Annotated in this window: 19 protein-coding genes; 7 read left to right on the top strand and 12 right to left on the bottom strand. The window is 62.5% G+C overall.

All coding sequences use genetic code 11. From position 1 onward, the window contains the following. Nucleotides 1-62 precede the first annotated feature (62 nt). The 5 genes from H4V98_RS04020 to H4V98_RS04000 form a co-directional block, all read right to left on the bottom strand. On the bottom strand, nt 63-1751 hold the full coding sequence (locus H4V98_RS04020; RefSeq protein ID WP_280757291.1) for a long-chain-fatty-acid--CoA ligase: 1689 nt from the start codon (nt 1749-1751) through the stop codon (nt 63-65). Nucleotides 1752-1956: 205 nt separating this feature from the next. Next, nucleotides 1957-3381: an NAD(P)(+) transhydrogenase (Re/Si-specific) subunit beta gene (locus H4V98_RS04015; protein WP_196864752.1), complete on the bottom strand. Its 1425-nt coding sequence runs from the start codon at nt 3379-3381 to the stop codon at nt 1957-1959. Beyond that, nucleotides 3378-3710, bottom strand: a complete 333-nt coding sequence (locus H4V98_RS04010; protein ID WP_196864751.1) for an NAD(P) transhydrogenase subunit alpha — start codon at nt 3708-3710, stop codon at nt 3378-3380. The genes H4V98_RS04015 and H4V98_RS04010 overlap by 4 nt, the downstream gene beginning before the upstream one ends. 88 nt (nt 3711-3798) lie before the next feature. Then, nucleotides 3799-4914, bottom strand: coding sequence for a Re/Si-specific NAD(P)(+) transhydrogenase subunit alpha (locus H4V98_RS04005; protein WP_196864750.1), 1116 nt, complete (start codon nt 4912-4914; stop codon nt 3799-3801). Between the two features lie 237 nt (nt 4915-5151). Then, nucleotides 5152-6687 carry a CoA-acylating methylmalonate-semialdehyde dehydrogenase gene (locus H4V98_RS04000; protein ID WP_196864749.1) on the bottom strand — a complete coding sequence of 512 codons (1536 nt, stop codon included), beginning with the start codon at nt 6685-6687 and terminating at the stop codon, nt 5152-5154. 125 nt (nt 6688-6812) lie between these two features. Between H4V98_RS04000 and H4V98_RS03995 the strand changes: the two genes are divergently transcribed. Together H4V98_RS03995 and H4V98_RS03990 are read left to right on the top strand one after the other, a co-directional pair. Then, entirely contained in the window at nt 6813-7787 is a 975-nt protein-coding gene (locus H4V98_RS03995) for a LysR family transcriptional regulator (protein ID WP_196864748.1), read from the top strand. A gap of 52 nt (nt 7788-7839) precedes the next feature. Further along, nucleotides 7840-8346, top strand: a complete 507-nt coding sequence (locus tag H4V98_RS03990; RefSeq protein ID WP_196864747.1) for an NUDIX hydrolase — start codon at nt 7840-7842, stop codon at nt 8344-8346. A gap of 233 nt (nt 8347-8579) precedes the next feature. On the opposite strand, the gene H4V98_RS03985 is transcribed toward H4V98_RS03990, so the two are convergent. The 4 genes from H4V98_RS03985 to H4V98_RS03970 all read right to left on the bottom strand — a co-directional run bounded on the left by H4V98_RS03985 (nt 8580) and on the right by H4V98_RS03970 (nt 13084). Continuing rightward, entirely contained in the window at nt 8580-10118 is a 1539-nt protein-coding gene (locus tag H4V98_RS03985; RefSeq protein ID WP_196864746.1) for a tripartite tricarboxylate transporter permease, read from the bottom strand. Beyond that, nucleotides 10118-10543: a tripartite tricarboxylate transporter TctB family protein gene (locus tag H4V98_RS03980; RefSeq protein ID WP_196864762.1), complete on the bottom strand. Its 426-nt coding sequence runs from the start codon at nt 10541-10543 to the stop codon at nt 10118-10120. Before H4V98_RS03980 ends, H4V98_RS03985 begins: the two co-directional genes overlap by 1 nt. Nucleotides 10544-10842: 299 nt before the next feature. Beyond that, nucleotides 10843-12423: a sensor histidine kinase gene (locus tag H4V98_RS03975; RefSeq protein ID WP_196864745.1), complete on the bottom strand. Its 1581-nt coding sequence runs from the start codon at nt 12421-12423 to the stop codon at nt 10843-10845. Then, complete coding sequence (locus H4V98_RS03970) at nt 12404-13084, bottom strand: response regulator (RefSeq protein ID WP_196864744.1); 681 nt, start codon at nt 13082-13084, stop codon at nt 12404-12406. Before H4V98_RS03970 ends, H4V98_RS03975 begins: the two co-directional genes overlap by 20 nt. A gap of 441 nt (nt 13085-13525) precedes the next feature. Here H4V98_RS03970 and mnmA point away from each other — a divergent pair, with 441 nt between their 5' ends. Beyond that, entirely contained in the window at nt 13526-14752 is a 1227-nt protein-coding gene (mnmA, locus tag H4V98_RS03965; RefSeq protein ID WP_196864743.1) for a tRNA 2-thiouridine(34) synthase MnmA, read from the top strand. A 32-nt stretch (nt 14753-14784) separates the two neighbouring features. On the opposite strand, the gene H4V98_RS03960 is transcribed toward mnmA, so the two are convergent. Then, nucleotides 14785-16182: a MipA/OmpV family protein gene (locus H4V98_RS03960; RefSeq protein WP_196864742.1), complete on the bottom strand. Its 1398-nt coding sequence runs from the start codon at nt 16180-16182 to the stop codon at nt 14785-14787. Nucleotides 16183-16440: 258 nt separating this feature from the next. Here H4V98_RS03960 and H4V98_RS03955 point away from each other — a divergent pair, with 258 nt between their 5' ends. Together H4V98_RS03955 and H4V98_RS03950 are read left to right on the top strand one after the other, a co-directional pair. Then, a complete protein-coding gene (locus tag H4V98_RS03955) occupies nt 16441-17244 on the top strand; it encodes an alpha/beta hydrolase (RefSeq protein ID WP_196864741.1) in 804 nt (267 codons plus the stop codon). 3 nt (nt 17245-17247) lie between these two features. Further along, nucleotides 17248-18822: an ATP-binding protein gene (locus H4V98_RS03950; RefSeq protein ID WP_196864740.1), complete on the top strand. Its 1575-nt coding sequence runs from the start codon at nt 17248-17250 to the stop codon at nt 18820-18822. Between the two features lie 104 nt (nt 18823-18926). On the opposite strand, the gene ssb is transcribed toward H4V98_RS03950, so the two are convergent. Next, the gene (gene ssb, locus H4V98_RS03945; RefSeq protein WP_196864739.1) at nt 18927-19433 is read right to left on the bottom strand and encodes a single-stranded DNA-binding protein; all 507 of its coding nucleotides are present in this window, start codon (nt 19431-19433) and stop codon (nt 18927-18929) included. A gap of 136 nt (nt 19434-19569) precedes the next feature. Here ssb and H4V98_RS03940 point away from each other — a divergent pair, with 136 nt between their 5' ends. Then, nucleotides 19570-20934: a chloride channel protein gene (locus tag H4V98_RS03940; RefSeq protein WP_196864738.1), complete on the top strand. Its 1365-nt coding sequence runs from the start codon at nt 19570-19572 to the stop codon at nt 20932-20934. 3 nt (nt 20935-20937) lie between these two features. Here the strand turns inward: H4V98_RS03940 and H4V98_RS03935 are convergent, their stop codons facing one another. Beyond that, nucleotides 20938-22140: an MFS transporter gene (locus H4V98_RS03935; protein WP_196864761.1), complete on the bottom strand. Its 1203-nt coding sequence runs from the start codon at nt 22138-22140 to the stop codon at nt 20938-20940. Nucleotides 22141-22436: 296 nt separating this feature from the next. On the opposite strand from H4V98_RS03935, the gene uvrA reads away from it, so the two are divergent. Continuing rightward, nucleotides 22437-25538: an excinuclease ABC subunit UvrA gene (gene uvrA, locus H4V98_RS03930; protein ID WP_196864760.1), complete on the top strand. Its 3102-nt coding sequence runs from the start codon at nt 22437-22439 to the stop codon at nt 25536-25538. Nucleotides 25539-25633: the final 95 nt, after the last annotated feature.

The following is a 25633-nucleotide window of genomic DNA, read 5'->3' as shown; positions in this document are numbered from 1 at the left end:
CTGCGGGAATGTTTTCGGACAAGGTCATTTGAACCCGGCAACAGGTTTCAAGGATTCGGGGTTCAGCGCTTGTCGCGCAGTTCACGGCGCAGGATCTTGCCAACCGGCGTCTTGGGCAATTCGGTGCGGAACTCGACAACCTTTGGCTGCTTGTAGCCGGTCAGGTTTATCTTGCAGAAAGCGCGCACGTCGGCTTCGGTCAATTCGGGGTTCTTCTTCACGATCACCAGTTTGACGGCTTCACCTGATTTTTCGTCAATCACACCGACGCAAGCGCATTCCAGCACACCGTCCATGGTGGAAACGATTTCCTCAATCTCGTTTGGATAGACATTGAAGCCGCTGACCAGCACCATGTCCTTCTTGCGGTCGATGATCTTGAAAAAACCGTTTTCGTCAATGATGCCGATGTCGCCGGACTTGAAATAGCCATCAGGCGTCATGACCTTGTCGGTTTCGTCAGGCCGCTGCCAGTAGCCCGCCATGACCTGCGGACCCTTGATGGCAATCTCGCCAGGCTGGCCGGGCGCCACTTCATGGCCGTCGTCGTCCAGCAGCTTGAACCAGGTTCCCGGAATCGGCACGCCGATCGTGCCGGTGAAGGTTTTGCTGTTGGTCGGATTGCAACTGGCCGAGGGCGAGGTTTCCGAGAGGCCATAGCCCTCGCAAATCGGGCAGCCGGTTTTTTGCAGCCACAGCTTGGCCACCGCGCTGGTCACCGCCATGCCGCCGCCCAAGGAGATTTTCAGGTGCGACCAGTCGACAGTGTTGAAGTCCGGATGGTTTGCCAGCCCGTTGAACAGGGTATTGACCGCCGGAAAACTGTTGACCTTGTGCTTGGCAAGCTCCTTGAGCACTGCCGGCAGATCACGGGGGTTGGGGATCAGGATGTTTTTGCCGCCGGTCCGCATGCCCAGCATCATGTTGACCGTGAAAGCGAAGATATGGTAGAGCGGCAGCGCGCAGACATAAATAGGCTGCTCTCCTTCACCCAGGCTTGCCATGGCCGGGCCGTTCCAGGCTTCTGACTGCAGCACGTTGGCAATCACGTTGCGGTGCAACAGCACAGCGCCTTTGGACACCCCGGTCGTGCCGCCGGTGTACTGAAGCACGGCAATGTCGTCAGGCTTGATGTCCGGGCGCTTGAGAACAGCGCGCGTTCCCTGCGCCAGGGCATCGTTAAAGCGCACGGCGCCCGGCAGGTTGAACGGCGGCACTATTTTCTTGACATTGCGCACCACGTAATTGACCAGCGCTCCCTTGAGCAGGCCCAACTGGTCCCCCATGGAACACAGCACGACATGCTTGACCGGCGTGTTGGCCAGGCACTGCTCCAGCGTGGCAGCGAAGTTTTCGACGATCACAATGGCTTTGGCGCCTGAATCCTTGAGCTGGTGCTCCAGTTCACGCGGTGTGTAAAGCGGATTCACATTGACCACAACGTAGCCTGCACGCAGGATGGCCGCCACTGCCACCGGGTACTGCGGCACGTTGGGCATCATGATGGCTACCCGGTCGCCACGGACCAGTCCCAAACCCTGCAGATAGGCGCCAAACGCAAGCGACAGGTTGTTGGTTTGACCAAAAGTGATTTCCTTGCCCATGAAACTATAGGCAACACGGTCCTTGTAGGTCTTGAAGCTTTCCTCCATCAGGGCCACCAGCGACGGATATTGCGAGGCATCGATATCGGCAGGAACACCTGCCGGATAAGCCTTGAGCCACGGGCGTTCCGCTTCGCCGGTTTTCATCACTGCACTCATCTTCCTTGCCTCCAGTACTGTTATTTTTTACTTACTCGCTACTTACAGCAATTTTCAGGGAAAGCCGATCCCTTGGCTATTAGGTTTTCCCTAGCAAATTAACGTATTCAAAAGACTTGGCTCACCAATCGCGCCTTTTGGCAATAGTTCACGGCGCGTGGCGCATGTACGTTGCACAGGCGCAGGGGAAGGCTTACTCAATGGCCTTGCCCATGTCCTCGATAATTTTCTTGGCGTCGCCAAACACCATCATGGTCTTGTCCATGTAGAAGAGTTCATTGTCCAGGCCGGCATAACCCGCCGCCATGGACCGCTTGTTAACGATGACCGTCTTGGCCTTGTAGGCCTCCAGGATCGGCATGCCGTAGATGGCGCTGCCCTTGACATGTGCGGCCGGGTTCACCACGTCGTTGGCGCCCAGGATGATGGCAACGTCCGCCTGGCCGAACTCGGCGTTGATGTCCTCCATCTCGAACACCTGGTCATAAGGCACCTCGGCCTCGGCCAGCAACACGTTCATGTGGCCGGGCATGCGTCCGGCCACCGGATGAATCGCATACTTGACGGTGATGCCCTTGTCGGTCAGTTTTTGCGCCAGTTCCTTGACCGAGTGCTGCGCGCGCGCCACCGCCAGGCCATAGCCCGGCACGATGATGACAGTTTCGGCATTGCCCAGAATGAAGGCAGCGTCGTCGGCCGAGCCCGACTTGACCGGACGCTGCTCTTTGGCGCCGGTGGCGGCCGTGGCTGCCTCGCCGCCAAAGCCGCCCAGGATCACATTGAAGAACGAGCGGTTCATCGCCTTGCACATGATGTACGACAGAATCGCGCCGGACGAACCGACCAGCGAGCCGGCAATGATCAGCATGGAATTGTTCAGCGAAAAGCCAATGCCGGCCGCCGCCCAGCCTGAATAGCTGTTGAGCATCGACACCACCACTGGCATGTCGGCGCCGCCGATCGGAATGATGATCAGCACGCCCATGACAAAGGACAGCGCCAGCATGGCAAAGAAAGCCGTCCAGCTGCCGGTCAACATGAACGTGATGCCCAGCGCCACAGTGATCAATCCCAGCACCAGGTTGAGCTTGTGCTGGCCGGGAAAGGACACCGGTGCGCCCTGGAACAGGCGAAACTTGTACTTGCCGCTGAGCTTGCCGAAGGCAATCACCGAGCCGCTGAAGGTGATGGCGCCGATCGCCGCACCGAGGAACAACTCAAGCCGGTTGCCCGCCGGAATCGGCAGGCCCTTGGCGACGATGTTGAAGGCGTGAGGCTCGGCCACTGCCGCCACGGCAATGAACACGGCGGCCAGGCCGATCATGCTGTGCATGAAGGCGACCAGCTCGGGCATCTTGGTCATCTCGACACGCTTGGCCATCACGGTACCGGCAGCGCCGCCCACGACCAGCGCGCCCAGCACATACACCATGCCTTGGGCCTTGCCGCCCGAGATTTCTACAATCAGCGCACCCGTCGTCAAAATGGCAATCCCCATGCCGACCATGCCGAACAGGTTGCCGCGCAACGAAGTGGTAGGGTGCGACAGGCCCTTGAGCGCCTGGATGAAGAAAACCGAAGCCACCAGGTACAGCAGCGTGACAAGGTTCATGCTCATTTGGAAGCTCCCGAATCAACAACGGCTGCGACAGCCTTTTTTTCCTTCTTGCGGAACATCTCCAGCATCCGGCGCGTGACCAGGAAACCGCCAAAGACATTGACCGCTGCCAGCGCCACGGCCAATACGCCCATGGTGCGGCCCAACGTGGTTTCGGTGAGCGCGGCAGCCAGCATCGCGCCGACGATGACGATGGCTGAAATTGCATTGGTCACCGCCATCAGCGGCGTGTGCAGCGCAGGCGTGACGGTCCAGACGACGTGGTAGCCGACGTAGATGGCCAGTACAAAAATAATCAGGTTGATGATGGTGGGGGACACGGCATCCATGGTCTTCTCCTTGGGCTTGAACGGGGTTGCGAAGCGCGTGTAAGCGCGACCTTGACTTGGCGCAGGGGACGATGGCCCCCTGCCCGGCTTATTTGCGCTTGACTTCTCCGCCCTGGGTCATCAGGCAGGCGGCCACGATGTCGTCTTCCAGGTCAATGTTGAGCGCACCTTCCTTGGTGATGATGAGCTTGAGAAAGTCGAGCAGGTTGCGCGCGTACAGCGCGCTGGCATCAGCCGCCACCAGCGAAGCGACGTTGGTTTCGCCAATCAGCGTCACGCCGTGCTTGACGACGGTGCGGCCGGGCTCGGTCAGCGGGCAGTTGCCACCTTGCGGCGCGGCCAGATCAACGATCACGCTGCCGGGTTTCATGGCCATGACCATTTCCTCGGTCACCAGCACCGGGGCGGGGCGGCCCGGAATCAGCGCCGTGGTGATGACCACGTCGGCCTGCGCCACACGTTTGGCGACTTCCAGTTTTTGGCGCGCCAGCCAGCTCGGCGGCATGGGTTTGGCATAGCCGCCGACGCCCACAGCGGCTTCGCGCTCTTCGTCGGTTTCATAAGGCACGTCAATGAATTTTCCGCCCAGGGACTCAACCTGTTCCTTGACGCTGGGGCGCACGTCGCTGGCTTCAATCACGGCGCCCAGCCGCTTGGCCGTGGCAATGGCCTGCAGGCCAGCTACGCCGACACCCAGAATCACCACACGGGCGGCCTTGACGGTGCCGGCAGCGGTCATGAGCATGGGAAAGAATCGCTGGTACTTTTCAGTTGCCATGATCACGGCCTTGTAGCCGGCGATGTTGGCTTGTGATGACAGCACGTCCATGCTTTGCGCCCGGCTGGTGCGCGGCGCGGCTTCAAGGGCGAACGATGTCAACTGCGCTGTGGCCAGGCGCTGCAGGCCGGCGGCGTCAAATGGGTTGAGCATGCCGACCATCACGCTGCCCGGTTGGGTCTGCGCCATCTCACTGTCCAGCGGACAGCGCACCTTGAGCACAATGTCGGCGGCATAAGCACCGGCTGCATCAGTGATCTCGGCGCCTACGGCTGCATAGGCGGCATCAGGAACACTGGCCGCCACGCCTGCACCCGACTGGACGCGGATGGTGTGGCCCTGGGCCTTGAGCTTTTTCGCCGTTTCCGGCGTGATGGCGACGCGTGTCTCTCCGGCCATGATTTCAGCGGGTATCCCAATCAGCATGGGGGTCTCCTCAGTGCTTGGTTTTTTTGGAGGCTCCACAAAGAGCCAGGCGGAATTTTCAGCTGTCGTAAAGCTTACATGAGATTTTTTGTAAATTTCCGTCAAAACATACTAATGTTTGTTGAACAGGTGACCTTGCCGAACACAGCATGCGCCCATGAACAAAGCCCCTTCAGCCGCTAAAAAGCTGAAGGGGCTTTTGAAAAATCCAGCGCGGACAGCGCGCTGTTGCCCGGTTTATTTAGCCGTCGGCATCACAAATTCGGCGCCCTTGCCAATGCTTTCCGGCCAGCGCTGCATGATGGACTTTTGCTTGGTGTAAAAGCGCACGCCCTCTTCGCCATAGGCGTGCATGTCGCCAAACAGGCTCTTTTTCCAGCCGCCAAAGCCGTGCCACGCCATGGGCACCGGAATCGGCACATTGATGCCGACCATGCCGACCTGGATGCGGCGGCTGAATTCACGCGCCACATGGCCGTCGCGGGTGAAGCAACTCACGCCATTGCCAAACTCATGCGCGTTGATCAAATCGACCGCTTCGGCCAGGTCCTTCACGCGCACGCAACCCAGCACCGGGCCAAAGATTTCTTCCTTGTAAATGCGCATGTTCGGCGTGACATGGTCAAACAGCGTGCCGCCCATCCAGAAGCCGTTTTCGCACCCTTCGCCAGCATGGGCGCCGGTGAAGGTGCGGCCATCGACCAGCAGTTCGGCGCCCTCTTCCACGCCCAGGTCGATGTAGCCGGTAATGCGTTTGTGCGCGATGCCGGTGACGATCGGCCCCATTTCCGCGTCCAGGTGTACGCCGTTCTTGATCACCAGTGTTTCGGCTCTGGCCTTGAGCATCGGAATGAGTTTGTCAGCCACATCGCCTACCAGCACGGCCACCGAAATCGCCATGCAGCGCTCGCCAGCCGAACCGTAGCCCGCGCCAACCAGCGCATCGACCGCCTGCTCCAGGTCGGCGTCGGGCATGACAACCATGTGGTTCTTCGCGCCGCCCAGGGCCTGCACGCGTTTGCCGTGGTGCGCGCCGGTTTCATAGATGTAGTTGGCAATCGGCGTTGAACCGACAAACGACACGGCCTTGACATCCGGATGCACCAGCAGCGCATCGACGGCTTCCTTGTCGCCCTGCACCACGTTGAAGACGCCGTCGGGCAAACCGGCCTGCTTGAACAGCTCGGCCATGTACAGGCTGGCGCTCGGGTCAATCGGGCTGGGTTTCAGCACAAAGCAGTTCCCGGCGGCAATAGCCACCGGAAACATCCACATCGGCACCATGACCGGAAAATTAAACGGCGTAATGCCGGCGACCACACCCAAAGGCTGGCGCAGCGTCCAGTTGTCAATGCCGGTGCTGACCTGGTCGGTGAAGTCGCCCTTGAGCAGCTGCGGCATGCCGCAGGCGAATTCGACGATGTCGATGCCGCGCGAGACTTCGCCCTGCGCGTCGGTGAAGACCTTGCCGTGCTCGGCCGTGATCAGGTGGGCCAGATGGTCCTTGTTCTTGTTCAGCAGCTCCAGGAATTTGAACATCACCCGGGCACGGCGAATCGGCGGCGTGTCGGACCAGGCCGGGAAAGCCGCCTGCGCCGACGCCACGGCGGCATCGACCTCGGCAGAACTTGCCAGCGCCACATGGCTGGATACCGCGCCGGTGGCCGGGTTGAAGACTTGCTGGCTGCGGCCGGCGGCGGGCGTGACCGTACTGCCGTTCAGGTAATGGCCAATGGTGATCGGAGAGGCAATGTCAGCGGGCGAATAGGTCATGGGGCAATCCTTGGTAAATCCGGGTGAACAGGTGAATGGCTTGAGTCTAGGCCGCGCATGCCCATTTGATAAGTCCCTGATTACTGATTACATTGTTCAATTTACTGAACAATGGAGCCGCCCCCATGCCCTCTGACCAGTTGGCCCCGCTTGTTGCCGACCTGCACCTGCTGACCGTGCTGGCCGCAACCCGCAGTTTTACTGAAACGGCGCGCCGCCTGGGCGTGTCCAAGGCCTCGGCCAGCATGCGCATCAGCGAGCTGGAACGCACGGCCGGCGTGCTGCTGGTGCGCCGCACCACGCGCTCGGTCGGGCTGACGGAAGCCGGCCAGCAACTGGTCAACGACATGCAGCCGGCGTTTAGGCGCATCAGCGAAAGCTATACCGCTGCCCGCGACCTGGCCGGCACGCCGCGCGGGCTGATCCGGCTGACAGCGCCCGTCGCGCTCGGGCGGCAGCACCTGGCGCCGTGCATCGCCGCGTTTTTGCAGCAGTTTCCCGACATTCACATCGAGCTGGAACTGACCGACCGTTTCATCAACCTGGCCAACGAAGGGTTTGACCTGGCGATCCGGCACACCAACACGCCGCCTGAAACCCATGTGGCCTGGGTGCTGTGCGAAACCCGTTCGCTGCTGGTGGCCAGTCCGCAGTATCTGGCCAGGCGCGGCCTGCCCTTGCATCCTTCCGAGCTGGCACTGCACGACTGCCTGCTTTACCTGCGCGACAGCCATGCCGGCAGCTGGACGTTTGCGCGTCCGGCGGGCATTTCAGGGAAACGCAAACCAGCGGAGGGTGCGGTGGAGCGCGTGGGCGTGCATGTCGCCGGTTCGCTCAAGGCCAACAACAGCGAAGTGCTGCGGGACGCCCTGCTGGCCGGCATGGGCATTGGCCTGCTGCCTGATTTCAGCCTGCCGCCTGCCACCGAAGGCCGCGAGCCGCCGCTGGTCCAGGTGTTGCCTGACTGGCAGGTGCAGGGCTTTTTTGGAAACCGCATTTATGCCTTGCGGCCCTGGTCGGCGCAGGTGCCCAAAGCCGTCGAATGCCTGGTGGCACATTTGCGACAGAGCTTTGCGCAGGGCTTTGCCGGCATTCGATAAAAGCGCTTAACGGCTTGGTGTGATGTCAAGAATGGCACGGATAATCTCGCGCATGAATAAACGATGGAAACCCAACGTCACGGTGGCAGCAGTCATTGAACGGGACTTCGACGGCGTTCGGAAATTCCTGCTGGTCGAGGAAGAAACCCGCGATGGCTTGAAGCTCAACAACCCCGCAGGCCACCTGGACCCCGGCGAAAGCCCGATCCATGCCTGCGCGCGCGAGACACTGGAAGAAACCGCGTTTCACTTCACGCCGACCGCGCTGGTGGGCGTTTATTTTTCGCGTTTCGAGCGAACCCAGGCCGGAGAGGCCGTACCGCAGGACATCACCTACCTGCGTTTTACCTTTAGCGGCGAACTGGGCGAGCATGTCGCCGGTCAGGCGCTGGATGAAGGCATCGTGCGCACCCTGTGGCTGACGGCGGATGAAATCAGGGCCTGCCGCGACATGCACCGCAGCCCCCTGCTGCTGACCAACCTGGAAGACTACCTGGCCGGCAGGCGTTTTCCACTCGACGTGATCAGCACCGATCCTTCTGTTCTGCTACAGAAATAGCAGCGCCTGATGCTTGACGGTATTGCACAAATAGCCTTTTTAAGGCTTGCACCTGTTGCATCTGCGATGTTCGGCACGGCACACCGCACCTCTTCGCGCTGGCACACCTAATTTTTACCTTAATTCAGCATCAAATCGACTTTTTGCGCATTACCCACCTGCATAGTCAGCTATTATTTCAGGAGTAATAAAGGCGACTTCAACCGGTTGAGCTTGTCATGTCATTCCTGCACTTACGGGGAGAGTGGCGCAAGCGCGCTTGCGACTGCAGGTTCATGGATGATGTGGTCCGGCGCTTTTCGCCACTTCCGGAAAAATGACACGATCTGCCACAAAACCAGCGAGCCGATGATGGCCAGCAAGGTTCCGCTGATGGGGCGGGTGACAAACACGTTGAAACTGCCCCGGCTCAGCAGCATGGCGCGACGGAAATTTTCCTCCAGCATGGGCCCCAGGATGAAGCCCAGCATGAGCGGCGCAGCCTCCATGTCCAGGCGCAGGAACATGTAGCCGATCAAGCCAAAAACGGCGGTGGTGTAGATGTCATCGAGACTGTTGTTGATGCTGAAAGTGCCGATGCAGCAGAAAAACATGATCGCCGGAAACAGCACGGTGTAAGGAATCTTGAACACCGACAACCAGTAACGCACCAGGGGTACGTTCAGGATCACCAGAAAGCAGTTGCCCACCCACATGCTGGCCACCAGCCCCCAGAACAAATCGGGGTGGCTGGCGATCATGTTGGGACCGGGCTGGATGCCCTTGACCACAAAAGCCGCCATCATCAGCGCCATGACGGCGTTTTCGGGGATGCCAATGGCCATGAGCGGGATGAAGCTGGTGCGTGCTGCCGCTTCGTCGGCCGCTGCCTGTCCGGCCACGCCCTCGATGCAGCCGGTGCCGATTTCGTGCTTGTATTTGCTGAACCGCTTGTCGGCTGCATAGGCGGCAAACTGGGCGATGGTGGGGCCTCCGCCCGGCAAAATGCCCAAGATCGAGCCGATGACGCTGCCGCGCAAGGCGCTGGGAATGATGCGTTTGAACTCGGTCCAGGTCGGCATCAGCTTGATCTCGCCGTTGAACGGCGTCAGCACGTTCTTGTTGTCCAGATTCTTCACCACTTCGGCAATGCCGAAGCAGCCCAGTGCGATGCTGATCAGGCCAACCCCGTCGGTGAGGAAGGGCAGGTTCATGGTGTAGCGGGCCACGCCACTGTTGACGTCGGTGCCAATCGAGCCGAGCAAAATGCCCACCATGGCCATGGCCATGCCATTGAGCAAGCTGCCACTGCTGACAACGCTGACACAGAAAAACCCCAGCAGCATGAGGGCACAGTAGTCAGCCGGTCCAAACAGGAAACCCACCTCCCCCAATGCCGGCGCCATGGTCGACAAGACAATGATGGCGACGGTGCCACCGATGAAGCTGGAAATGCCCGCAGTGAACAAGGCCAGGCCTGTTTTCCCCTTGAGGGTCATCTGATAGCCATCGATGCAAGCAACAATGCTGCTGGCGTGCGGAATCTTCATGGTGATGGCGCTGACGCTGTCGCCGTATTGCGCCCCGTAGTAGATACCGGCCAGCATGATGATTGCGCCACTGGTGGGAATGGAGTACGTCAATGGCAGCAGCAAGCTGATCGTGGACAGCGGCCCCAGTCCGGGCAGCAGCCCGATGAGCGTGCCCAGGGTGCAGCCAATGGCGCAATAAAGAAGGTTCTGCCAGGTCAGCGCGACTTCAAAACCAAGCGCGAGGTTGTGCAGGATGTCCATCAGTACAAAGGCAGGCTAAGGCCAAGCAGGTTTTTAAAGCCAAAGGCAATCGTGATCAGGCCCAGCGAGATCTTCACGTTGCGCAGCACCGAATACGAGGTGCCGGCAAATGTGGAGCAGAACACCAGAAACACAATTCCGAGGATCATGTTGAGGTGCTCGGAGAGCAACGCAAACCCGACCAGGCTCAGCAAGATGATTGCAATGTTCTTGACGTTATAGCTCAGGGGCACGGCCTCGACGAAGTGCGAACGCACCACCGAGAGCACGCCAATCAGAAACAGCATCAAGCTCACCATCAACGGAAACATGCCCGGCCCGGACCGGCTGAATACGCCGATCGAGTAATTGCCGAGCGCCACCAGGCCAAACAGCAGGGCAATCGCCATGAGGAAAAGCCCCCTGACGAAATTACGGTTGTTCATGTTCATTTGAGGCGGCTCCAGGGTTGCGCCGGTGCGGCGTGGTCATCAACGGGGGGGTGGGTCATCCGGGTCTCCTGGTGGTTTTCCCCGTGCCTTCAGGGCATGCAATGGCGCAGTCGGCAAGGCATTCGGGTTGGAGGGAATGTTAGGGAGCGAGCCTTCCAGTCCGCTTTCGTTTTGCGCGGACGACCTCAAAATACGTGTTATCACTAACAGTGAACACCCTTGCCGCAGGCGGTCGGCAGGCGGTCGGCACGCAGTCCTTGCGAACCCTGCGCGCGTGCTGTTGATGGCTTCGTTCAGCCGGGGTGGCTGGACGCCAGCGGCAGGCGCACGATGGCGCGCAAGCCGGTCGGACTGGGGGCCATGCCTGTGCCCTCATGGCCTTCGGCGAGGCGGGTTCCAGCGTCGGCAAGCTCGATATCGCCGCCGTTGCGCCTGGCGTAGGCACGGGCGATGGCCAGCCCCAGCCCGGCGCCGTGCGCGGCTTTGCCAGGGCCGGACGGATGGAACCGTTCAAAGACCTCAGCGCGCCTTGCCTTGGCAATGCCCGGACCGCTGTCGCACACTTCAGCCAGCGCCATGCTGTTGTGGGTGCTGACCATCACGGTGATGTACCCGCCCGCTGGTGTGTACACGATGGCGTTGTGCACCAGGTTGGAAAGCACCTCGTGCAGTTCGGGGCCCCTGGCCAGCACCGGAACGACAGGCACTGCAGCAGAACGGGGCCAGGTCGGTGCATCGTCGGCCGCCATGGGCACAGCCAGTCCCGCCGCCACGGCATCCAGCCAGCCCAGATCCAGATTTTTCTCATGCGCCAGCGTCAGGTACTGCAGCACCACATCCTTGGCCACGGTGTTGAGGTCGATGACCTCCGGCGCGTCAGCGGGCGGGCTGCTGTCGCTCGCGTGGGCCAGCGAAAGCAGTTGCTCGCACAGGCGCCGGCTGCGCGAAATCTGGATGACGATGGCGCGCAAGGTCTCGCGCAACTGTTCCGGGTCTTTTTCGCGCAAGGCAAAACCGGCCTGGGTCAGCATGATCGCCAGCGGCGTGCGCAACTGGTGCGAGGCGTCGGCCAGGAACTGCGATTGCTGGTCCAGCAAGCCGCGGTAACTGGCGATGTGCTGGTTGATGGCCTGCACCAGCGGTGCCACTTCATGCGGAACCTCGCGGGTGTCCAGCGGCTGGAGATTTTGGCCCTTGCTTTGCAGCACCGACTTGCGCAGGCGCTCCAGTGGCTGCAAAGACCAGCGAACGCCCAGCCAGACCAGCAGCAGCATCACCCCCACCATGCGTGCATCGCGTATCAGCTCCTGCTGCAAAAAGGCGGCCTGTGCCTGATCCCGGGCCCCGGTGCTTTCAGCCGCCTGAATCAAGAGGTCAAAGACCTGGCCCCGGCCGTCAACCACCTGGTGCTGGAGTGCCAGCACACGGACCGGACCGCCCCGGTAGTAGCTTTCATACCAGACCGGGGGGGCGCCGGCAGAGGCGGCCGCAACCGGCGGCGCAGGCAGGTCTGTCTCGCCCAGCAAGCTCACTTCGGGCCGGGAGGCCGCCGCGCCACCCGGCACAGCGCCTCGGGGTGCCAGGCTGACGTGCAGATACTTCTTTTGCAATGGATGGCTGTCGCCGGATGGGGTTGCCACCGAAAACGGCGCATTCAACTGGAACGTGCCGTCCTGCGCCAGTGACAGGCTGCTTTGCAGGGCGTTCACCGACTCGATCAGCGGCTGGTCATAGGCCTGCTCTACCTGACGGCTCAGTGCGTGGTAGTCGTTCCAGCTGTCAAGCGCCAGCAAACCCACCATGCCGGGCAGCAGCAAGGTCAGCAGGCGGGCACGAATTCCGAACAGGTCGGGGTCAGTCCGCAGGATCTTCATGGCTTTCCAGCATGTAGCCCAGGCCGCGCACGGTGACGATGCGCACGTCGCTACCCGTCAGTTTGCGGCGCAGACGGTGGAGCACCAGTTCGATGGCATCCGGGCCGGCGTTGCTGTTGGCGGGAAAGACCTTGCCCGAGAGAAGCGACTTTTCAACCGGCGAGCCGCTGCGCACCAGCAACACCGACAGCGCGGCGCTTTCGCGCGGGGTGAGCTGAAGCAACGCGCCGGCCAGCACAAAGGCGCGGCTGCCGTGGGCGCATGTCAAGGAGCCGCACTGCAAGGGCGTGTGCGCACTGCCCCGGCTGCGCCGCGTCAAGGCCGTGAGCCGCGCTTCCAGCTCCTCGATGGCGAAGGGCTTGGTCAGAAAGTCGTCTGCCCCGACGTTCAGGCCTTTGACCCGGTCTTGCAGCGAGCCCTGGGCGGTCAATACCAGGACCGGTGTGCGGTTGCCGGCCTTGCGCATCTCTGCGAGCAGGGTGAGCCCGTGCTTGTCAGGCAGCCGCAGGTCGAGCACCACGACGTCATAGTCATTGCCCGCCAGCAGCGACTCGGCGGTGTTGGCATCCGGGGCATGGTCTGGCACGAAGCCGCTTTGCCTGAATGCACGCACCAGCCACGACGCCATCTCGGCTTCATCTTCAACCAGCAGCAGACGCATGTCAGGACACGCTTGCAGTCAGGCCCGGCGCCGCATGCGCACGGGTCGCCGGTGCGTCAGTCGAAAGGCGGGCTGGGTTCATGTACATGGTGGACTTTCTATCGGTCGCTTGACAAAATCCGGCGGCTTCACAAGGCACAGTGGCCCTGGGCGTCAGCGCCCATCACGCTGCATGGGCTGGGGAGCCTGTGCGCAGGCCGGTGAACCTGAACGTTGTGGCGACGTTGACGCCATGCGGAGCGCTACAAATTGTAAGCTGCGCTGATGTTCCTTCTGCACCCCGAGGCGCCACCCGGGCCAGGCCGGCGTGCAGGCACGGGCTCGGTGCCGCACGGTTCATACCGGCAAGTTCGACGCCACCCACCGAATACCGGTATTGCCGAAGTTCCATGACAAGCGGTCAACGGAGCCAACAGGTCATCGCGGGATAATCGCTTTCCTATGGACAAGCAACACAGCAAGCAACGGATCGTGGTGGGGTTGAGCGGCGGCGTCGATTCGGCCGTCACGGCCTGGCTGCTCAAGCAGCAGGGCCACGAGGTCATCGGCATCTTCATGAAGAACTGGGAAGACGACGACGACAGCGAATTCTGCTCGTCGAACATCGACTTTGTCGATGCCGCCGCGGTGGCCGACGTGATTGGCATCGAGATTGAGCACGTCAACTTTGCCGCCGACTACAAGGACCGCGTGTTCGCCGAATTCCTGCGCGAATACCAAGCCGGCCGCACGCCCAATCCGGACATTTTGTGCAATGCCGAGATCAAGTTCAAGGCGTTTTTAGACCACGCAATGCGGCTGGGCGCCGAAAAAATCGCCACCGGCCACTATGCCCGGGTGCGCCTGAACGTCGCCACCGGCCTGCACGAACTGCTCAAGGGCCTGGACCCGGCCAAGGACCAGAGCTACTTTTTGCACCGGCTGAACCAGGCGCAACTCTCCAAAACCCTGTTCCCGGTGGGCGAGTTGCACAAAACCGAGGTGCGCCGCATTGCCGACGAGATCGGCCTGCCGAACGCCCGGAAAAAGGACTCGACCGGCATCTGCTTCATTGGCGAGCGGCCATTTCGCGACTTTTTGAACCGCTACATTGCCAAGGCGCCTGGCCCCATCAAGAACGACCAGGGCCGCATGCTGGGCGAGCATGTCGGCCTGAGCTTTTACACGCTGGGCCAGCGCCAGGGCCTGGGCATTGGCGGCGTGAAGGCCCGGGGCGCGGATTTGAAGGCAGCGCAGGCGCGTGGCCAGCGCGGCGTTGGCGAGCACGCGCCGTGGTTCGTGGCGCGCAAGGACATGGAAAGCAACACGCTGTGGGTGGTGCAGGGCCACGACCATCCGTGGCTGCAATCGACGGTGCTGCAGGCGCAGGACTGCAGCTGGGTGGCAGGCCGTGCGCCGGCTTTGGGTGCCATGGCGGCCAAGACGCGCTACCGCCAGCTTGATGCCGCCTGCGAACTGGCCAGCGCCTCGGCCGGCGGCTGCGAACTGGTGTTCCCTGCGCCCCAGTGGGCGGTCACGCCGGGCCAGTCGGCGGTGCTGTACCAGGGCGAGGTCTGTCTGGGCGGCGGCGTGATTGCGTCAAGCAATGTGCAAAATGTGCCCGGCGGCAAGCCCGTCGCCGCACTTTTCAAGTCAAATAAGCCTTTTGCGCAAGCAGGACAAGCTTAAGCAGCTATTAATGCGATAGCAAACCCGCCCGATTACAGCGCCGACTCGACATAGGTGTAAATGTAATTGGAGCCACCGCTGACATTGCCCAGCAGGCGCGACGAGCCAAAGATGCCCGAACGGTGCGACACGCCAAAACCGATGAACGTGTCCTTCAAGGCACGCGAACCGACCAGGTCGCCCAGGCTCACGTCCAGCGTCGGGTCCAGGTAATTGAGCAGGCGCGAAGCCGGCTTGCCGTCCATTGCCTGGCTGCTGGCTTCAATGTACGGCGCCCGCTGGGCCAGCGAAACGCCCACGCCCATGCCCAGACGCGTCTTGACCCGTTCGCTCCATGGAAAGCCGGTGTAAAAAGCCTTCATGAACAGGTCGAGCTGCAAGCCGTTGGCCTGCAGGCCCCGGTCGTTGTGGCTGGTCAAGCCGGCATAGCCGACAAAATCAAGCGGCCAGCCGTTGACGTTCTGCAAAAAAGGCTTGCCGACCTGAAGGCCGGTGATGCTGGTGGGGTTCACGCTGGCCGTTGACAGGCATTGCGCGGTCACGATCTTGAGCAGATGGCAGCCGTCGTCGGTGGCCTTGCCGTAAAGCAGCTTGAACCAGGTCGGCGAGCCGTCCTGCACCCATTCGCGCTTGTGCCCGCCAAAGTCATAGGCCGCGCCCACGTACACGCCGGGCAGCACGCGCTTTTGCACAATGGGGCTGTCCTTGAGCTGGCGGTCCAGCACGGTGGCCGACACGCCGGCCAGCAGGCGCCAGCGCTGGGACAGATCGTAGGAGCCGTACAGGCCGAGCGTGGTGTTGAGGCCCGCTCCTGGCGAATAGGCAGCGCGGCCGGGCGTGGCTTCGCCGGGCTGCACGCCGTAGTAATAGTTGTTCAGACGCGCATCGCGCAGCGCCACGCTCAGGTTGGGGCGCAGGCTCAACCGACCGTAACGCAAGTCGTAGGTATAGCCCAGACGAAACTCGCTGCCCTTTGAAAACCCGCCGATGTCATGCAGCAGTTCGGCCTGCACTGTGCCCCAGGGCTGGCGGTAACGCCAGGAAAGGCCCATATCAATACCCGAATCACGGGTTGCCATTCCCGTCAGGCTGGCGGGCAAGCGGTCGGCCGGAAAACCTTCAAGCCGCTGCTCGATGAACCAATCAAAGCGCTGGTCACCCGCCTCTTTCAGCTTCACACCGCCCCGGTTGGCATGAAGAAAGAAGCGCTCGCCTTCGTACAGGTAAAGCGGAAGGACATCGTATCGGTTGCCAGCCCCACGGTAGGGCGAGCTTTCAAAGTGGGTAACCACGCCCAGTCCAGCGCTCCCAGGAACCGACAGAATGTTGGTCAACGGCTCAAGTTCACCCAGCGCCAGCGCTGGTGTCATGGTCAGCAAGCCGGCGGCGGCCAAACCGGCACCCATCAGCAACAAGCGGGCACTTTTCATCGGAAATTTATCAGAAGGCAATGGGAACTCTCCACTTTCGTAATGGACACGGGGTTGGGTCCACACAGGACCAAGGCCAGCCATGGGCGCAATGCCCAGCCAGCGGCCCTCGCCGGCATTTTGTCACGGCTGCACAGCGGCCATGGGGCACTGCAGCGGGCGATGGTAGTATGGCCTCGAACCATCGCTACGGGCTTGTATCGCCCATCCCTGCGACGGACCTGCCGCAATGTCGGCTTCTCTCCTATCCAGAATCCTATGAGTATCCAACGTCGAAACAACGTGCATGCCTATGGCGACGGTCCTGTCACCATGCTGCTTGCCCATGGATTTGGCTGCGACCAGTTCATGTGGAGATATCTCGTTCCTGCCTTCAGTGAACGGTTCCGGGTCGTTACGTTTGACCTGGTCGGCAGTGGCGGCTCCCTCCTGAGCGCCTACGACCGGCAAAAATACGGCTCGCTGAATGGCTATGCGGCCGACATCCTGGAAATCGTCGACGAGTTTGCCACCGGCCCGGTGATCCTGGTCGGCCACTCGGTCAGCACCATCATCGGCCTGCTGGCCACCATCGAGGCGCCAGAGCGCTTTCTGGCGCAGATCATGGTGGCGCCGTCGCCGTGCTACACCAACCACGGCGACTATGTCGGTGGTTTCACGCGCGCCGACATCGACGACTTGCTCGACACGATGGACAGCAACTACCTGGGCTGGTCCAGCAATATGGCGCCGGCCATCATGGGCATGCCGGACCAGCCGGAACTCGGCATTGAGCTGACCAACAGCTTTTGCCGCAACGACCCGGAGATTGCCAAGCATTTTGCCCGGGTCACATTCCTGTCCGACCATCGCGCCGCCCTGCCCCTTTCATCCACGCCCGCGCTGATCCTGCAATGCAGCGACGACCTGATCGCTCCTCTTACGGTGGGCCAGTACATGCATCAGCAATTGCAGCACAGCGTGCTGGAACTGATCGACAACGTCGGCCACTGCCCGCACGTCAGCACGCCGTCCGCCTGCTCTGCAGCCATCGAGCGATTTCTTGATCCACTACTCAGCTAGGCCATGAGCGAGCGCGTGCCACTGCCCGCAGACAGCGTGCTGTTCGCGCATGCTGCGTGCGGCCTGATGTTGACAGACCCCGATGGCACCATCCTGCGCGTCAACACCACGCTGTGCCGCTGGCTGGGCTACCAAACCGATGAATTGCGCGGCCGCCTTCGACTGCAAGACCTGCTCCCCATGGGAGGCAAGGTGTTCCATCAGACCAACTGCGTGCCGCTGCTGCAGATGCAGGGTTCGGTGGCCGAGGTGCAGTTCGATCTGTTGCACCGTGATGGCAGCCGCCTGCCGATGCTGCTCAACATCGTGCGGCGGCGCCACAGTGGGCAACTGCTGGACGAACTGGCGATCTTCATGGCCACCGACCGGCGCTCTTACGAACGAGAACTGCTGCTGGCACGCAAGGCTGCCGAGGCCGCCCTCGAAGCGCGCCTGGGCGCCGAGGCACAGCTGTTTGAAATCAATCAGAAGCTGCTGATGGCGGACCGTCGCAAGGATGAATTCCTGGCGACTCTGGCGCATGAGCTGCGCAACCCGCTGGCGCCCATGTCCAACGTGGTGGCAGCGCTCAAGCTGCAGGGGCAGAACGCGCCCTGGCAAGACGGGTCGATCCGGGTGCTGGAGCGCCAGTTGCAGCAACTCACCCATCTGGTGGACGACCTGATGGAGGTTTCCCGCATCACCCAGGGCCGCATGGCGCTGCGCCGCGAGCCGGTCGACCTGACGGCCATCGTGCACCTGGCGCTGGAGGATGCGCGCGGCATGCTGCAAAACGCCGGGCACACGCTCAGCGTGGAACTGCCCCCCGGGGAAGTCATCATCGACGCCGACGCGACCCGGCTGACCCAGGTGATTGCCAACCTGCTCAACAATGCGGCCAAGTACACCCCCCGGGGCGGCCACATCTGGTTGGCGCTGCAGTGCTGCGGCCATGAAGCCGTGGTGTCGGTGCGCGACACCGGCATCGGCATACCAAAGGAGTCGCTCGCCGCCATTTTCGAGATGTTCTCCCAGTTGACACCGGCACTGGAACGCTCACAGGGCGGGCTCGGCATCGGACTGGCGCTGGTGCGCGGGCTGGTTGCGTTGCATGGCGGCAGCATCAGCGCGGCCAGTGAAGGCGTCGGCCAGGGCAGCGAATTCACCGTCCGCCTTCCGCTCTCGCAAGCGCTGCGGCAGGCAGCAGCAGACACGCCCTCCGCTGCTGAAGTTGAGGGTTTGCGCATCCTGGTGGTAGATGACAACGTCGATGCTGCCGAGAGCATGAAAATGGTGCTCGAATTGCTGGGACACGAGGCGCGTACGGCCCACAACGGCACCAGCGGCCTGAAACTGGCAGAAGAATTTGTCCCCCACGTGGCGCTGCTGGACATCGGCCTGCCCGACGTGAGCGGCTACGAAATGGCGCGCCGGTTGCGTCAATTGTCCTGGGGCAAGAACATCGTCCTGATCGCCGCGACCGGCTGGGGCCAAGAGTCGGACAAGCAACTGGCACGCGAAGCCGGCTTCGACGACCACCTGACCAAGCCGATTGGTTTCGAGCAACTCGAGGCGTTGCTGCTGCAGATCGAGCGTTGAGCCGTCGACGCGCCAAGGACTTTCAAATTCAAAGCGGAAACAAAAAAGCCCTGATAAATCAGGGCTTTAGCTTAATTCTTTACCGAATTGGTCTCAGGTAGACCTCAGAACGGAATGTCGTCGTCCATGTCGTCAAAGCCGCTGGACGCCTTGGAAGGTGCAGGCGCGGGGGCCTGCCGTGGCGGCGGCGGGCGGCTGGCAGGGGCGGCTGACTGGCGCGGCGCTTCGTAACCGCCGCCCTCGTCATGGCCGCCAGCACCAGGGCCGCCCATGCCCTGGCGGCTGCCCAGCATCTGCATCTGGTCGGCGCGGATTTCGGTGGTGTACTTTTCAACGCCGCTCTGGTCGGTCCACTTGCGGGTGCGCAGGGAGCCTTCGACATACACCTGCGAGCCCTTGCGCAGGTACTGGCCGACGATCTCGGCCAGACGGCCGTTGAACACGATGCGGTGCCATTCGGTGGCTTCCTTCATTTCGCCGGACTGCTTGTCCTTCCACTTGTCGGTGGTGGCGATGGTGACGTTGGCGACCTGGTCGCCGCTGGGAAAACTGCGCATTTCGGGATCTTTGCCCAAATTGCCGACGATGATGACTTTATTGACTGATGCCATGGTGTGCCGCCTCTTGCTCTGGAATGGTATGGGTCAGGGGAAGTGTCTTGACGGGCGGGTGGCGCCCAAAGCGCAATTGTGCCGCATCCGGCAGGCCCTGGCTGGCCGGATTGGCCCGTCACGCAATAATCACCCCATGCATCAACCGCCCCATGAGCCCAATTTCCTGCACAACCTGCGCAGCGAACTGTCCAATGGCCGGCTCTGGTTCGACCGCGCCGTGGTGCTGGTCTATGCAATTGCCGCCGGATTGAGCGTGGTGGCCTTCACCCTGCTGGGCGAATGGGGCTTCGGGCTGTTTGAGCGGCTTCACGGCGCCAACCGCTGGGCCATTTTGCTGTGGACGCCGGCCCTGACAGCGGCCATCGTCTGGGCGACCCGGCGTCATTTTCCCGGCGCTGCGGGCTCGGGCATTCCGCAGGTCATGGCGGCGCTGGATCCCGCATTGCCGCCCGGTGCGCAAAGCCGTTTTGTGTCGCTGCGCCTGACGCTGGCCAAGATCGGGCTGTCCACCGCCGGGCTGATGGCGGGCTTGTCCATTGGCCGCGAAGGCCCGTCAGTTCAGGTGGCGGCGGGCGTGATGCAGCATGCGCGCCGCTGGCTGCGTCCTGAATCCGGCATGAGCAACCATGCCTTGCTGGTGGCGGGCGGCGCAGCCGGCATTGCGGCGGCCTTCAACGCGCCACTGGCGGGGGTGGTGTTTGCCATCGAGGAGCTTTCAAGCAAGCTGGAGTCGCGCAACAGCGGCCTGATCATCACGGCCATCGTGCTGGCCGGCCTGATGGGGGTTTCGACCTTTGGCAACATCACCTATTTCGGCGTCATCAAGGTGCCGATCCTGGGCTGGAATGCGCTCTTTCCCGGTCTGATGGTGGCGCTGGCCTGCGGCCTGCTCGGCGGCGTTTTTGCACGCCTGATGGCGATTTCGCTGACCGGCTCGTCACCCGACCGCTTCAGCCGGTGGCGCAGCCTGCACCCGGTGCGCTTTGCCGCCGCCGGCGGCCTGGCGATTGCGGTGATCGGACTGGTCAGCGACGGCTCGACCTTTGGCGCGGGCTCGCACGCTGTCACGCAGATGCTGGCAGGCCAGGCCGATATACCGTCGCTGTATGTATTGCTCAAGTTCATTGCCACCTGGCTGGCCGCCTGGTGCGGCGTACCCGGCGGCATTTTTGCGCCCGCCTTGTCGATAGGCGCCGGCGTGGGCAGCAACATTGCCCTGCTCACGGCGCCCGACATCAGCGCCGCGTTGATCGCCATCGGCATGGCCGCCTTCTTGGCGGCTGTCACGCAGGCGCCGCTGACGGCGTTCATCATCGTGATGGAAATGGTCGATGGCCGCGCCATGGTGCTCAGCCTGATGATGGCGGCCATGCTGGCCAGCCTGCTGTCGCGCATGATCAGCCGGCCGCTGTACGCCACGCTGGCCGAACACATGATTGCCGGCCTGCAGCCGCCGCCGCCGGCTGCCGTTCCAGCCGAAGCGCCGCAGGCGCGCTGAAACTCAGGCCGGAATGGGTCGGGCCCTGGCGGGCTGGACCGGCATCATCCGCCAGGCCACCGCCAGCCAGAGCAACGACAGCGCGGTGGTCGAGACAAACAGGCCTGGCGCCCCACCCCACTTGAGCATCGCCCCACCCAGTGCGCCACCGGCAAACAGCCCCAGCGACTGCGAGGTGTTGTACAACCCCAGCGCTGCGCCCCGGCTGGAGGCATGGGCCAGGCGTGACACCAGACTCGGCTGGCTGGCCTCCAGCACATTGAAACTGCAAAAAAACAGCAGCAGCAAGCCGCCCAGCATCCACAGCGATGGCGCCGCGCCGCCGGCCGCCATGGCCATGCAAAGAAAACCCAGTTGCACCAGCGCCAGCAGGGCAATCGCGGCCAGCAGCACGGCACGCAGGTGGCCGCGCCGCTCCAGCGGAAACAGCGTGCCGCCCATCACCACGAACGACGCCAGCACCGCCGGCAGATACACCTGCCAGTGCAGCGCCTTGAGCAGCCCGGCCTGCACCAGCAGCGCCGGCACCGCCACCCACATGGACAGCTGCACCGCATGCAGCACGAACACGCCAAAGTTCAGGCCCAGCATGTCGCCGCGCCGCAGCACATCGGCAACGCCGCCGCGCGCCATGTCCTGGTGCAGCAACGGCTCGGGCGGCACCAGCCACAGCACCATGACGATGCCGGCCAGCGCCAGCACGCCTGTCAGCACGAACAGGCCACTCAACCCGATGCGGGCATTGAGCGCCGGCGCCAGCACCAGCGACACGGCAAACATCAGTCCGATGCTGCCGCCGACCAGCGCCATGGCCTTGGTGCGGACCTCGTCGCGCGTCTGGTCGGCCAGCAGCGCGGTGACGGCGGCAGAGATCGCGCCCGCGCCCTGCAATGCCCGGCCCGCCAGCAGCCAGTTCAGGTCGGGTGCGGCAGCTGCGACAAAGCTGCCCAGCGCAAACACCATCAGCCCGGCCACGATCACCCGTTTGCGGCCCAGCCGGTCCGACGCCAGGCCAAAAGGAATCTGCAGTAGCGCCTGCGTCAGCCCGTAAATGCCCATCGCCAAGCCAACTTTGGCCGGGTCGTCACCGCCCGGATAGCGTGCCGCTTCCAGCGCAAACACCGGCAACACCAAAAACAGGCCCAGCATGCGCAGCGCAAAAATCGACGCCAGCGAGAAGCTGGCGCGCCGCTCCAGGGCGGTCATGGGAAAAGAAGGGGCTGCAGAAGACACGGTGAAGGAGTCTCAAAAGTGGAAAATTACCGCAAACAGCCGTGGCCTTAACGCATGGCAGCCGTGCCTGAAAAGCGTCTTCACACAAGCACAGAAAGCTCGATGAATGGCCTGGACAAGGCCCCGTATTGTGCTTGATACCCGGCGGCGGCACTGCCCGCAAGCCGGCTCAGGTCTATGATCGAAAGTTTTTCTGGCGCTGCAACCCTGTGAACTTTCCCAACGACAGCAAACCCCTGACTTCCCTGCCCGCGCTTGACCCCGCCATCATGCCTTCAGACGCACATGCAGCCGCCGAAGACCAGGCAATCCAGGCTTTTGAGCGGGCAGCCCGGCCCACAGGCCATGGCGCGCAGGCCATCAGCATTCGGGGGGCGCGCACGCACAACCTGAAAAACATCGACCTCGACATTCCGCGCAACCAGCTGGTCGTCATCACCGGCCTTTCCGGCTCAGGCAAGTCGAGCCTGGCGTTTGACACGCTGTATGCCGAGGGCCAGCGCCGCTATGTCGAAAGCCTGTCGACCTATGCGCGGCAGTTTTTGCAGCTGATGGACAAGCCCGACGTGGACATGATCGAAGGCCTGTCGCCGGCGATTTCCATCGAGCAAAAAGCCACCAGCCACAACCCGCGCTCCACCGTCGGCACCGTGACCGAGATCCATGACTACCTGCGCTTGCTGTATGCCCGCGCCGGCACGCCGTTTTGCCCGGTGCATGACCTGCCGCTGCAGGCGCAAAGCGTCAGCGAAATGGTCGACACCGTGCTGGCCCTGCCCGAGGACACGCGGCTGATGATCCTGGCGCCCGTGGCACGCGAGCGCAAGGGCGAGTTTGTCGACCTGTTCGAGGCCATGCAGGCGCAGGGCTATGTGCGTTTCCGGGTCGATGGCGCAACCTACGAATTCGACGCGCTGCCCAAGCTCAAGAAAACCGAAAAACACACGATTGACGTGGTGATCGACCGCGTCAAGGTGCGCCTGGACAAAGAAACCGCGCCTGACGTCCCAACCGAAGCCGGCGCGGTGCCGCCACCCGCACTACGGCAGCGACTGGCCGAGAGCTTTGAAGCGGCGTTAAGGCTGGCCGATGGCCGGGCGCTGGCGCTGGAAATGGATTCGGGCCAGGAACACCTGTTCAGCGCCAAGTTTTCCTGCCCGGTCTGCAGCTATTCGCTCAGCGAGATGGAGCCGCGCCTGTTTTCCTTCAACTCGCCGGTCGGCGCCTGCCCGTGCTGCGACGGCCTGGGACACAGCGACTTTTTCGATCCGGCGCGGATCGTGGCCTTTCCATCGCTGAGCCTGGCCAGCGGCGCGGTCAAGGGCTGGGACCGGCGCAATGCCTATTATTTTTCGATGCTGGAGAGCCTGGCGGCGCATTACCGGTTCGACATCGACACGGCGTTTGAAGACCTGCCCGAGAACGTGCAACAGGTGGTGCTGCACGGCTCGGGCGAAGAAGAGATCAAGTTCAGCTACCTGATGGATACGGGCGAAAAAGCCGGAAAAAAGGTCAGCAAGAAGCATCCGTTCGAAGGCATCATCACCAACTTCGAGCGCCGCTACAGCGAAACCGACTCCGCCGTGGTGCGCGACGACCTGGCCCGCTACCGCAGCGTGCAGCCCTGCCCCGACTGCGGCGGCACGCGGCTGCGGCGCGAAGCGCGCCATGTCTACCTGGTCGGCACATCAAAAGGTGACGCGCAACCCAGCCGCAAGGCGATTTACGAAGTCAGCCACAGCACCCTGCGCGAAAGCTTCCACTACTTCAGCACCTTGACGATGCAGGGCGCGAAGGCCGAGATTGCCGCCAAGGTGGTGCGCGAAATCGGCCTGCGGCTGAAGTTCCTCAACGACGTGGGTTTGAACTACCTGAGCCTGGACCGCAGCGCCGAGACGCTGTCGGGCGGCGAGTCGCAGCGCATCCGGCTGGCGTCGCAGATCGGCTCGGGCCTGACCGGCGTGATGTATGTGCTCGACGAGCCCAGCATCGGCCTGCACCAGCGCGACAACGACCGGCTGATCGGCACGCTCAAGCATTTGCGCGACATTGGCAACAGCGTGCTGGTGGTCGAGCACGACGAGGACATGATCCGCGCCGCCGACCACGTCATCGACATGGGGCCGGGTGCTGGCATTCATGGCGGTCGCGTCATGGCGCAGGGAACGTTTGCGCAGGTGCAGGCGAATCCCGACTCGCTGACCGGAAAATACCTGGCGGGCACGCTGAAGATCGCCGTGCCCAAGCACCGAACGCCGTGGCTGCCGACGGTCAAGAACGCCCGCGCGTTCGATCAGAGCAAGTCGCGCTTTGCGCCCAGTCCGGCGGCCGAACGCCGCGCAGCGCGTGAAGCTGCACACCAAGCGACGCTGGGCGACATGCAGGCGCTGCGCGTGGTCAATGCCACCGGCCACAACCTGCAGGGCGTGAGCGTCGAGTTTCCGGTCGGCCTGCTGACCTGCGTGACCGGCGTGTCGGGCTCGGGCAAATCCACGCTGGTCAACGACACGCTGTACGCCGCCGTTGCCCGCACGCTTTACCGCGCGCATGAAGAGCCGGCGCCACACGAAGCCATCGAGGGCATCGAGCATTTCGACAAGGTCATCAACGTCGACCAGTCGCCGATTGGCCGCACGCCGCGCAGCAACCCAGCCACCTACACCGGCCTGTTCACGCCGATCCGCGAGCTGATGGCCGAGATGAACACCGCGCGCGAACGCGGCTACGGCGCCGGGCGCTTCAGCTTCAACGTGGCCGGCGGGCGCTGCGAAGCCTGCCAGGGCGACGGCATGGTGAAAGTCGAAATGCACTTTTTGCCCGACGTGTACGTGCCCTGCGACGTCTGCAAGGGCATGCGCTACAACCGCGAAACGCTCGAAGTCCAGTACAAGGGCAAGAACATCGCGCAAATCCTTGACCTCACGGTGGAGCTGGCGGCCGAATTCTTCAAGGCCGTGCCGACGATTGCGCGCAAATTGCACACGCTGCTGGATGTGGGCCTGAGCTACATCAAGCTCGGCCAGTCGGCGACCACGCTGTCGGGCGGCGAAGCGCAGCGGGTGAAACTCGCGCTGGAGCTGAGCAAACGCGACACCGGCCGCACGCTCTACATCCTGGACGAGCCGACCACCGGCCTGCACTTTGCCGACATCGACCTGCTGCTCAAAGTGCTGCACCAGCTGCGCGATGCCGGCAACACCATCGTCGTGATCGAACACAACCTGGACGTGATCAAGACCGCCGACTGGCTGATCGACATGGGGCCGGAAGGCGGCGCCGGCGGCGGCATGGTGGTGGGCGTGGGCACGCCTGAAGACATTGCCGCCAACCCTGACAGCCATACCGGGCATTACCTGGCGCGCCTGCTATAGGCTTTGCCGGGCACTGTGTTTGGCTGTTTTTCAACGCTAAAACAGCAACTTACAGTAACACCACATCAAACCGTCATGAAAAGGCCAGAAACTCC

Origin of the sequence: Polaromonas sp. CG_23.6, from assembly GCF_029892315.1 — a bacterium.
Lineage (GTDB): Bacteria > Pseudomonadota > Gammaproteobacteria > Burkholderiales > Burkholderiaceae_C > Polaromonas.
Note: the sequence above shows the minus strand (reverse complement) of the source record. Positions and strands in the feature narration are given on the sequence as shown.